8 protein-coding genes are annotated in these 9,788 nt (G+C 69.8%); 3 read left to right on the forward strand and 5 right to left on the reverse strand.

Annotation, left to right across the window (positions count from 1 at the left end):
* Positions 1-71: 71 nt before the first annotated feature.
* The 4 genes from AC5Y4Z_RS19845 to AC5Y4Z_RS19860 all read right to left on the reverse strand — a co-directional run bounded on the left by AC5Y4Z_RS19845 (position 72) and on the right by AC5Y4Z_RS19860 (position 4,767).
* On the reverse strand, positions 72-1,307 hold the full coding sequence (locus tag AC5Y4Z_RS19845) for a cytochrome P450 (protein WP_499966364.1): 1,236 nt from the start codon (positions 1,305-1,307) through the stop codon (positions 72-74).
* 142 nt (positions 1,308-1,449) lie between these two features.
* On the reverse strand, positions 1,450-2,337 hold the full coding sequence (locus tag AC5Y4Z_RS19850) for an NYN domain-containing protein (protein WP_499966365.1): 888 nt from the start codon (positions 2,335-2,337) through the stop codon (positions 1,450-1,452).
* 17 nt (positions 2,338-2,354) lie between these two features.
* A complete protein-coding gene (locus AC5Y4Z_RS19855; protein ID WP_499966366.1) occupies positions 2,355-3,521 on the reverse strand; it encodes an FAD-binding domain in 1,167 nt (388 codons plus the stop codon).
* A gap of 4 nt (positions 3,522-3,525) precedes the next feature.
* Positions 3,526-4,767: a cytochrome P450 gene (locus AC5Y4Z_RS19860; RefSeq protein WP_499966367.1), complete on the reverse strand. Its 1,242-nt coding sequence runs from the start codon at positions 4,765-4,767 to the stop codon at positions 3,526-3,528.
* A 73-nt stretch (positions 4,768-4,840) separates the two neighbouring features.
* Between AC5Y4Z_RS19860 and AC5Y4Z_RS19865 the strand changes: the two genes are divergently transcribed.
* Positions 4,841-5,404: a hypothetical protein gene (locus tag AC5Y4Z_RS19865; protein WP_499966368.1), complete on the forward strand. Its 564-nt coding sequence runs from the start codon at positions 4,841-4,843 to the stop codon at positions 5,402-5,404.
* Between the two features lie 3 nt (positions 5,405-5,407).
* Here AC5Y4Z_RS19865 and AC5Y4Z_RS19870 read toward each other — a convergent pair whose 3' ends face one another.
* Entirely contained in the window at positions 5,408-7,501 is a 2,094-nt protein-coding gene (locus AC5Y4Z_RS19870) for an FUSC family protein (protein ID WP_499966385.1), read from the reverse strand.
* A gap of 123 nt (positions 7,502-7,624) precedes the next feature.
* Between AC5Y4Z_RS19870 and galT the strand changes: the two genes are divergently transcribed.
* Together galT and AC5Y4Z_RS19880 are read left to right on the forward strand one after the other, a co-directional pair.
* Positions 7,625-8,704: a galactose-1-phosphate uridylyltransferase gene (gene galT, locus AC5Y4Z_RS19875; RefSeq protein ID WP_499966369.1), complete on the forward strand. Its 1,080-nt coding sequence runs from the start codon at positions 7,625-7,627 to the stop codon at positions 8,702-8,704.
* Positions 8,701-9,788, forward strand: a 1,088-nt coding sequence (locus tag AC5Y4Z_RS19880) for a galactokinase (RefSeq protein ID WP_499966370.1), incomplete at its 3' end; no start/stop codon positions are given. The genes galT and AC5Y4Z_RS19880, both read left to right, overlap by 4 nt.

Below are 9,788 nucleotides of genomic sequence, written 5' to 3' on the forward strand. Positions count from 1 at the left end.
CGCTTGCGCGAGCAGACACAAAAGGCCCCATTTTCCCGGCGTGTCGGGGACTTTTGCGACTGCTCGCGGTCTTAACGGTAGGTGTCGAATTCGATGGGCAGGCTCTTCGGGCCGCTCAGGCTCACCATCGGCTTCCACGGGACCGGGCCGGCGGTGCGCGGGTTCAGCAGCCGGCCGGCGATGACGTTCAGCGCCTCGGCGAGCTCGCGCCGGGCCAGGTTGGCGCCCAGGCAGTAGTGCACGCCACCACCGAAGGTCAAGATCGGCGGCGCCCCCTCGCGGGTGATGTCGACGCGATCCGGATCCTCGTAGACGGCCGGATCGCGGTTGGCCGCAGCGGTATTCACCAGCACGGTCGTGCCGGCGGGGAACAGGTAGCCGTCGAGCTCGGCGTCCTCGGCGACCAGGCGCAGGGTGCCGCAGGCGATCGGCGAGTGGCGCATGGTCTCCTCGACCGCGCGCATCGCCAGCTCGGGCCGCTCCTTGAGCAGTCCCCACTGCTCCGGGTGCTCGCACAGGACGTGCACCGAGGCCGCGACCTGGTTACGCGTGGTGTCCGTGCCCGCCAGCAGCAGGCCGCCGGCCATCATGCGCAGTTCGGCCGCGCTGAGCCGGTCGCCGTCCTCCTCGGCGCGAATCAGGTCAGAAAGCAGGTCGTCGGTGAGGCTGTTTCGGCGCCGGGCGACCATCTCGTCGACGTAGTCGTCGAGCTCGCGCCAGGCGCGCATGACGACCGGCTCGACCTCGCGCAGGTCGACCGTGAAGCTGAAGGCCTTGAAGACGTCGTCGGCCCACGCGGAAAAACGTTCCCAATCCTCGCGGGGCGCGCCGAGCAACGCGCAGATGATGGGGACGGGGTAGGGGCGGGCGAGATCGGTGACCACGTCGCAGCGGCCCGCGCCGGCCACCCGATCCACCAGGTCGTTCATGACGGCGACCATGGTGTCGTGCAGGCGCAGGGTGGCCCGGGGCGTGAATGCCTTGGAGGCCAGGCTGCGCACCCGATGGTGGGCCTCACCCTCCATGCACAGGAGGCTGTTGACGACCTTGTCCCACAGCGGGCCCGAATCGATGCCCTGCGTGAGCATGTTCAGCCCGGGCGGGATTTGGAACCGGGGATCGCGCAGCACGGAACGGACCAGGTGGTAGGACAGCACCTCGGGTCCGAACGGTCCCATCGCGACGGGTGCCTGCCGCTGGGCCGCCCGCAGCCGGGGATACACCTGAGCGGGAGTTTCCTCGGCGTCGTACTCCAGCGACGGGAGGTCGGCGTCGAAAACGCTTGTGGGAGCGGCACTGACGGTCATGACGGACCCCTGCCTGGTGCAGTGCGATGGCGCGAGCGATCGGCCCGCGACGACTTTCGCTCAATGTATGGCCACGGTGCGCGCCTGTCAACGACATCAGGCCGCAGACGCCATACAGACAGAAAGAAACGTATGGCGGTCCTCAGTCGGTGGCGCGCAGCCGCACCATCCGGGTCGTCGAACTCTCGTCCAGCTCGACGACGTCGGACCGCGAACGCAGAAAATCGCTGAACGACCGGAATCCCAAAGACTTTTCGCTGAACGACGGGTCCATCCGCTTCATCTGCGCCTTGACCGCCGAGTTGTGCAGCCAGTCGACGTCGTCCTTCTCCAGGCCGATCTGCAGCGCGCGTGTCAACAGCGCGGTGGCCGCGGCCTGCGGGTCGGGTGTCTCCTCCGGCTCCTCGCGCTTGGCCGCCTTGGAGCGCCCGCTGCGTTTCTTCGGCGTGGATGTCTCGGAGTCGGATTCGGGCTCGAACACCGGGACACCCGGCAGCGCGTCGTAGATGACGAACTCGTCGCAGGCGGCCGCCAGGGAACGGCTCGACGCGCCGGCGACCCCGATGCCCACCACGTACCGGCCGAGGCGTTTGCAGCGCTGCGCCAGCGCGATGTAGTCGGAGTCGCCCGCGACGACCACCACGTGGGTCAGATCGGGCAGCCGGAACATGTCCTCGACCGCGTCGACCGCGAGCCGGATGTCGGCGCCGTTCTTGCCGTAGGCCGCCGCGGGGAACAGTTGCACCAAATCGACCGCCCGGGCCACCAGCTGTCCGCGGTACCCGGCGTTGACGTCGGCCGACCAGTCCGCATAGGCGCGGGTGAGCACCAGCGTCCCGAACGACGAGGCGAAATCGATGATCGCGCCGACGTCGACGGTGGCGCGGGCCAGCCGCTCGGGGTGCTGCTCGAGCCCGTTGGCCTTGTCGCGCTGGAACGAGTTGCGCCCGTTCACCTGGTCGTACCGCGAGATCACAATGTTGTCGAAGTCGAGGTAGACCGCCACGCGGGTCGCACCGGGTTCGGTCATGCCTTCAATCTATCCCGCTACAACCCGTAATCGGGCAACTCGAAGTCATCGCGCACCCCGCCGGCGAAAAGCGTTGCCAGCGGCGAAAAGTTCATGGCGCGCATCGCCACGTTGCGGAACCACAGCCCGAAGCGGGTCCTGGTGGCAAAGAACGGGATGTAGCGCACCGCGCCGGCCTGCTTGGCCGCGATGAACGGACGCACGCGCGCTTCGTAGGCGTCGAACGCCCGGCGATGATCGCCGCTCGCGCGGGCCAGTTCGCCGGCGAGCACGTAGGCCTCGGTGATCGCCAGGCCGGTGCCCTCGCCGCCGAGCAGGGAGATGCAGCCGGCGGCGTCGCCGATCAGCAGCACCCTGCCGCGCGACCAGCGGTCCATGCGGATCTGGCTGACGACGTCGAAGTACAGGTCGTTCCTGTCGTCGAGCGCCGCCAGGATTTGGCGGCTCTCCCACCCCGCATCGCCGAACTCGTTGCGCAGCTGGTCTTTTGGTGAGCCACCGGGGTCGTCGTGCCCCGAGAGGAAGATAAACAGGAACATGGTGCGGTCGCCGCGCAGCGCGCACCGCGACAGCTGGCGGCCCGGGGTCGCGTAGGTGACGTAGACCAGCTCGTCGCGCGGCCGGTAGCCGTCGACCACGCACGCCGCGACCTTGCAGCCCAGGTAGTGCTCGTAGTCCCGTTCGGGCCCGAAGACCAGGCGGCGCACGTTGGAGTGCAGCCCGTCGGCGCCGATCAGGAGGTCGAAATCGCGTGGCGCGCCGCACTCGAAGGTGAGCCGAACACCGTCGCCGTGCTCGTCGACGCCGGCGATGCTGTTCCCGAAGACCGTTTCCACGCGGTCTGCGATCGTGGCGTAGATCGCGGCGGCGAGGTCGCCCCGGGGCAGGCTGGTGAAATCGTCGCCGATCATGCGCCGAAAGACCGCGACGTCGACGTCCGCCTTGACCTCGCCGCGCGGGCCGACGGAGCGCAGCCACTCGATGTCGTATCCGGCGGCGCGGACCGGGTCTTCGATGCCCATGCGTTGGGCGACCCGGTAGCCGACGCCCCAGAAGTCGATCATGTAGCCGCCGGTTCGGAAGTGCGGCGACTTTTCGATCAGCGTCGGGGTGTGGCCGGTGCGGTGCAACCAGTGCGCCAGGGCCGCCCCGGCGACGCCGGCGCCGCTGATCGCGATCCGCATGCCGCTAGCGCGGGCAGGTGCCGTAGTCGACCTGCCAGTGTTTGATGCCGTTGATGAATGACGATCGCAGCCGCTCCGGCTCGCCTACCGAGGCCAGGTCGGGAAGGCGGTCGGCGATCGCGTTGAGCATCAGGTCGACCGTCATGCGCGCCAGGTTGGCGCCGATGCAGTAGTGCGCGCCGGTGCCGCCGAAGCCGAGGTGCGGGTTCGGGCTGCGCAGGACGTCGAAGGTGTACGGATCGTCGAAGACCTCTTCGTCGAAGTTGGCCGACCGGTAGAACAGCACGACCCGCTGGCCCTTGCCGATTCGCACGCCGCCGAGCTCGGTGTCCTGCAAGGCGGTGCGCTGGAACGCGGTGATCGGTGTGGCCCAGCGGATGATCTCGTCGGCGGCGGTCTTGGGTCGCTGCGCCCGGAACAGCTCCCACTGCGCCGGATACTCGGTGAAGGCCATCATGCCCTGCGTGATCGAGTTGCGGGTGGTCTCGTTGCCGGCGACGGCGAGTGTCACCACGAACATGCCGAACTCGGCCTCCGACAGGCACTGGCCGTCGGCGTCGGCCGCAACCAGCGTCGTGACGATGTCGGGGCCAGGGTCTTCCCGCTTTTGGGCCGCCAATTGCATGGCGTACCACATCAATTCGCCGGCCGAGGTCAGCGAGTCGTTGGCGGTGAACTCCGGGTCGTCGGTGCCGATCATGTTGTTGGTCCAGTCGAACAGCTTGAGGTAGTCCTCCTGCGGCACCCCGAGCAGGCCGGCGATGGCCTGCAGCGGCAATTCGCAGGCCACCTGGCGGACGAAGTCGCCCGAGCCGGCCGCGGCGGCCTCGGTCACAATGCGCTCCGCGCGCTCGGAAAGGTCGGCGCGCAGCTGCTCGACCGCGCGCGGCGTGAACGCCCGCGAGACGACCTTGCGCAGCCGGCTGTGCTCGGGATCGTCCATCATGATCATCGAGGCCCGGCCCGCCTCGATCTGGCCGGCCGCCACGTCTTCCCGGTAGCGGGGGACGATCGACTTCGCCGCCGAGGAGAAGACGTCGCTGCGCAGCGAGACGTCGCGGATGTCGCGGTGCTTGGTCACCGCCCAGTAGCCGCCGTCAGCGAAACCGCCTTCGCCGGGCAGCTGCTCGTTCCACCAGACCGGCTCGGTCGCGCGCAGCTCGGCCAGCTCCCGCACCGGAAGCCCGTGGGCGTAGATGTCGGGATCGGTGAAGTCGAAGCCGGGCGGGAGGTTCGGGGCGGCCATGGGATTTCTCCTCAGTTTGGCTTCTGGGCGCTAGGGAGATGGTAGCCGTGCCGCCGTCGGGGACAATCGCATCATGCTCGTGATGCCCGGGTGGGTCTGGCGCGGTGGCCGCATGTGTCGAGCGGTATTCGCGGGCGTCCCGGTCGGTGTGTTCCTGGCCGCCTTGGTATTCGCCGAATCCGGGGTGATGCCGGGCGCCCTGGTCGTGTTCGTGGTGATCAGCGTTTTCAGCGGGGCCACCATGGCTCGGCAAATGGGCCGGGCGTGGCCGGCAGGAACCGGCCTTCGTCCCGACGAACGCGTCGCGGTCATTTCCGCGGTGCGCCGCGGTGAGCACGTCGCCGAGGCGCGACTGGCACCGGCGGCCATCGAGTATGCCGGCGCCTTGCGCGACGCCGGCGCCAAAGCGGGCCGTGGGCAGTGGTTGGTGTGGCTGGGTGGCACGGCGGTTCTCGTCCTTGCGGTGATCGACAGCTTCTATGCGACGGCCCGGGTCGCCGCCGTTTCCTGGCTGATCGTCGTCTTCTTCGTTGTCGAAATCCTTTGGTGGCCGCGGGCGCTGGATCGGCTGTTGGACAACGCCGGTCGCGCCCAAGAATCAGCCCGTCAGGCGTTGAGCGGCGTCGACGACGTGTGAGCCTCAGCCCGGCGCCGGGGCGGGCGTCTTCAGGCTGTCGCGCACGCCGAGGATGGTGGCCGCGGTGATGATCGCCCGTTCGATCTGGCGCAGCGCGTGCACCGCGGTGAGGAAGCGGCGGGTGTCGGGCCGCAGCTCGCCCTCGCCGTCCTGCTGCCGCGCCGCGGTCTCCGCGGCGTCGAGCTCGTCGGTCGCGGAGTTGACGGTCACCCCGTCGGCGCCGTCGATGACCGCGACCAGCGCGTCGATGTTGGCGCGGGTTCGTGCCGCGGCCGTCATGAATTCCGTTGCCGCTCTTTCTGATCCGGCACCCCGGTACTGCTCGGCGTTGCGCGCCAGGCTGCGCCCGTAACGGTCGCAGGCGGCGAATATCCGCAGACCACGCCGGATGTTGCGCCGGCCGGCCAGGCCGGCCACGCCCGCCAACAGCGGCTTGGCGCTGACCCGGAACTGCTGCAGCGCCCGGTCGAGTTGGCGCGCCTGCTCGGTGGGACTCGCGGCTTCCTCGCCGAACATCGTCGCCGTGGAGGTCTCGACCAGGGTGGACAGGGCCGTCAGGAAGGCGCGGGTGTCGTTGCGGATGGTGGTCCGAGTGTTGGTGGGCAGCACCAGGATCGCCACCGCCACACCGATGACGGCGCCGATCGCGGTTTCCTCGATGCGCAACATCAGCACGCCGAACGAGAACTGGCCGAGCAGGCCGTACAGCAACGCCAGCATCGTGGTGATCCAGAAGGTCATCAAGCTGTAGGTGACCGTCATGAAATAGAAGGCGCAGAACAGGCACACGAAGATCGCGACGAGCGAGGCGGTGGTGTTCCCGGAGGCCAGCGTCGCCACCAGCACACCGCTGGGCACGCCGAGCATGGTGCCCAGCAGCCGCTGCCAGCCTTTGGTCAGCGTCTCGCCCCAGGAGTTGGTCCCCGCGAAAATCACGAACGCCGCGATCACCGCCCAGTACCAGCGGGCGGGTGACACCAATTCGCCGGTGACGATGGCCAACGACGCGGCGACCGACACCTGAATGGCCTGCCGCGTGGTCGGCCGCAGCCCGCCGTCCTGCGGCGCTTCCGCGGCGTCCCCGCCGGCCGGGTCACCGGCCTCGACCGCCGGCGGCGCCGCCCCGGCGGCGCGCTCGACCATCGCCCGTATTTCGGCGGTTGCGTTGGCGGCGTTGACGATTGCCAGGGCGAGGCGGCGTACGGCGACGTCGCAGGGCGCTTCGAGGGTCCGCTGCGCCCGGTCCGCGGCCAGCGCGAGGCCGCCGGCCTGCGGTGTGCGGATCGCCCGCGCCAGCTGGGCCAGGAGCCCGACCAGTTCGGCGCGGGTGGCGGCGGGTATGTCGGCGGTGACCGCCGCGCGACGGCCGGCGGTGGCGACCCATTCGATGGACAGCTCGGCATCGAACAGCCAGGGCGCCAGCTGCTCGCTGGTCACCCCGGGCCACATCTCGGCGGGGTGTGCTTTGTCTTCGATCTGGTCCTGCACCATCAGGGCGGTCTCGTTGAGCCGGATGGTGCGGGCGCGCATGCGGCGGCGACGTCGTTCGTCGAGCCGGCCGGTGCGGACCGCTTCGGCGGTGGTGTCGACCACGATGGCCATCCGGGCGCGCAGCGCGCGAACGGTGGAACGCAGCACCCGCTCCGGCCGGTCGGGCAGGACGTACGCGCTCATGACGAAGGTGCATAGCGTCCCCACCAGCACCGCCCCGATCATCCAGGGCAACTCCGAAATGCGCGCCCGCAGATACAAAGTGAAGAAATAGGACATGAACGCGACCATGCCCAGCGCCCTGCCGCGCGGCCCGAAGCGGCGGATGTACACCGCGGTGAAGACGATCACGACGAAGGCGGCGTCGCTGGCGACGGGGTGGGGCGCGAGCAGCGCGGCGGCGGTGATCGACAGCGCGGCGGGCACGGGCAGCAGCGCCATCGTGACCCGTTGGCGGCGTGGGTCGGGTTCGTTGACCGATCGCGACGCGACCATCGTGATGACGACGCCGAGCAGCGCGACCGTCAGCGGTTGTCCGGTCGCCCGCGTCAGCAGGTACATGATCAGCAGCGAACAGCCGAGCGCGGCGGTCGTCCGCGTGGCCATGCGCAGCCGCAGCAGCCCGGGATCGGACCCGGCCCACCAGTTGCGGGCGCGTTCGTAGTCAACGGTTATCTTCTGACCCCTCTCGCCTGCTCGACAGACCACCCCAAGCTAGTCTTCGACATCATGGCGCCGACGCGGGCGAAGCTGGCCGATGGCCGCGACCTGCTGTTCTTCGCGCTGCCCGGGCACCGCCCCGCGCCCGTCGAGGATCGCAGGCCGCTGCCGGAGCGTGATCCCGACCGGTCGCAGTTGCGGTTCGACCGCTCGACGGGGCAGTGGGTGATCATCGCGGCGCTGCGCCAGGACCGCACCTACAAGCCGCCGGCCGACCAGTGCCCGCTGTGCCCGGGCCCCACCGGGCTGACCAGCGAGGTGCCCGCCCCCGACTACGACGTCGTCGTCTTCGAGAACCGGTTCCCGAGCCTGGCCGGCGTCGGGCAGCCGGCGCCGGTGCCGGCCGGTGCCGGCTTCGTGTCCGCCCCGGCGCGCGGCCGCTGCGAGGTGATCTGCTTTTCGGCCGACCACACCGGGTCCTTCGCCGAGCTGGCACCCGCCCACGCCCGGCTGGTCATCGACGCGTGGCGGCACCGCACCGCCGACCTGATGGCCACACCGGGCATCGAGCAGGTGTTCTGCTTCGAAAACCGCGGTGAGGAAATCGGGGTGACGCTGGCGCATCCGCATGGCCAGATCTACGGCTACCCCTACCTGACGCCCCGGACCGCCGCGATGCTGGACCGCGCGCGTGAGCACCGAAAGAACCACGGCGGCAACCTCTTTGCCGACCTGCTGGCGCGCGAGGTCGCCGACGGCAGCCGCATCGTCGCGCGCACCGAGGTGTTCACCGCGTTCGTGCCGTTCGCGGCGCGCTGGCCGGTCGAGGTTCACATCTACCCGAACAGGTTCGTGCACAACCTCGTCGAGCTCGAGGACGACGAACTCGACGGGTTGGCGCGGATCTACCTCGACCTGCTAGGGCGCTTCGACCGGATGTATTCGGCCCCTTTGCCCTACATTTCGGCGCTGCACCAGTTCGCCGACACCGAAGCCCAGGCCGACGGCTACTTCCACCTCGAGCTGATGTCGATCCGGCGCAGCGCGACCAAGCTCAAGTACCTGGCGGCCTCCGAATCGGCGATGGACGCGTTCATCAGCGACGTCACCCCCGAGGCTGTGGCGAAGCGGCTGCGGGAGCTTCGATGACCGTTCGGTATGCCGCCCCCGGTCGGGTCAACCTGATCGGCGAACACACCGACTACAACCTCGGGTTCGCGCTGCCGATCGCGCTACCCCAGCGCACCGTCGCGACCTTCACTCCCGACGGCGGCGACGCGATCACCGTGCGCAGCGATCGCGCCGAGGGCGCGGTGCGCATTCCGCTGCGCACCGCTCCCGGCGGGGTGGACGGCTGGGCCGCCTACGTCGCCGGGGTGATGTGGGCGTTGCGCGAGGCGGGCCACCCGGTGCCCGGCGGCACCATGTCGATCACCAGCGACGTACCCGTGGGATCGGGCCTGTCCTCCTCGGCGGCGCTGGCATGCGCGGTGCTGGGTGCGATCGCGTCGGCCGCCGGCGGCGCGCCCGCCGACCTGACCGAGCGGGCGCGGCTGGCCCAGCGCGCCGAAAACGACTATGTCGGCGCCCCAACGGGTTTGCTCGACCAGCTGGCATCGCTGTTCGGGGCGCCGTCGACGGCGCTGCTGATCGACTTTCGCGACGTCACCGTGACGCCTGCGGCCTTCGACCCGGAAGCGAGCGGGGTGAGCCTGCTGCTGATCGACTCCCGGGCGCGCCATCGTCACGCCGGCGGCGACTACGCGGCACGGCGCGCGTCGTGCGAGCGAGCGGCCGCCGACCTGGGGGCCTCGTCGCTGCGTGACGTCTGGGACCGCGGACGCGCGGAGCTGGACGTGGTCCGCGCCACGATCGATGCCCGTCGCGCACGCCACGTCCTCACCGAGAACGGCCGGGTGCTGGATTTCGTTGCCGCATTGAGCGATTCGGACTTCGTCGAAGCCGGACGCATCTTCACGTCCTCGCACGTCTCCATGCGCGACGACTTCAACATCACCACCGAACACATCGACCTGATCGCTGATACCGCGGTGCGGGCGGGGGCCTTCGGCGCCCGCATGACCGGCGGCGGGTTCGGCGGCTGCGTGATCGCGTTGGTGCCGGACAGCCGGGCCGACGCCGTCGCGGACACGCTGCGCCGCACGGTCGTCGATGCGGGTCACCCGCGGCCGATGATCACCCGAACCCGCGCGGCCGAGGGTGCGGGACCGTA

The organism is Mycobacterium sp. NGS63 (genome assembly GCF_059812295.1).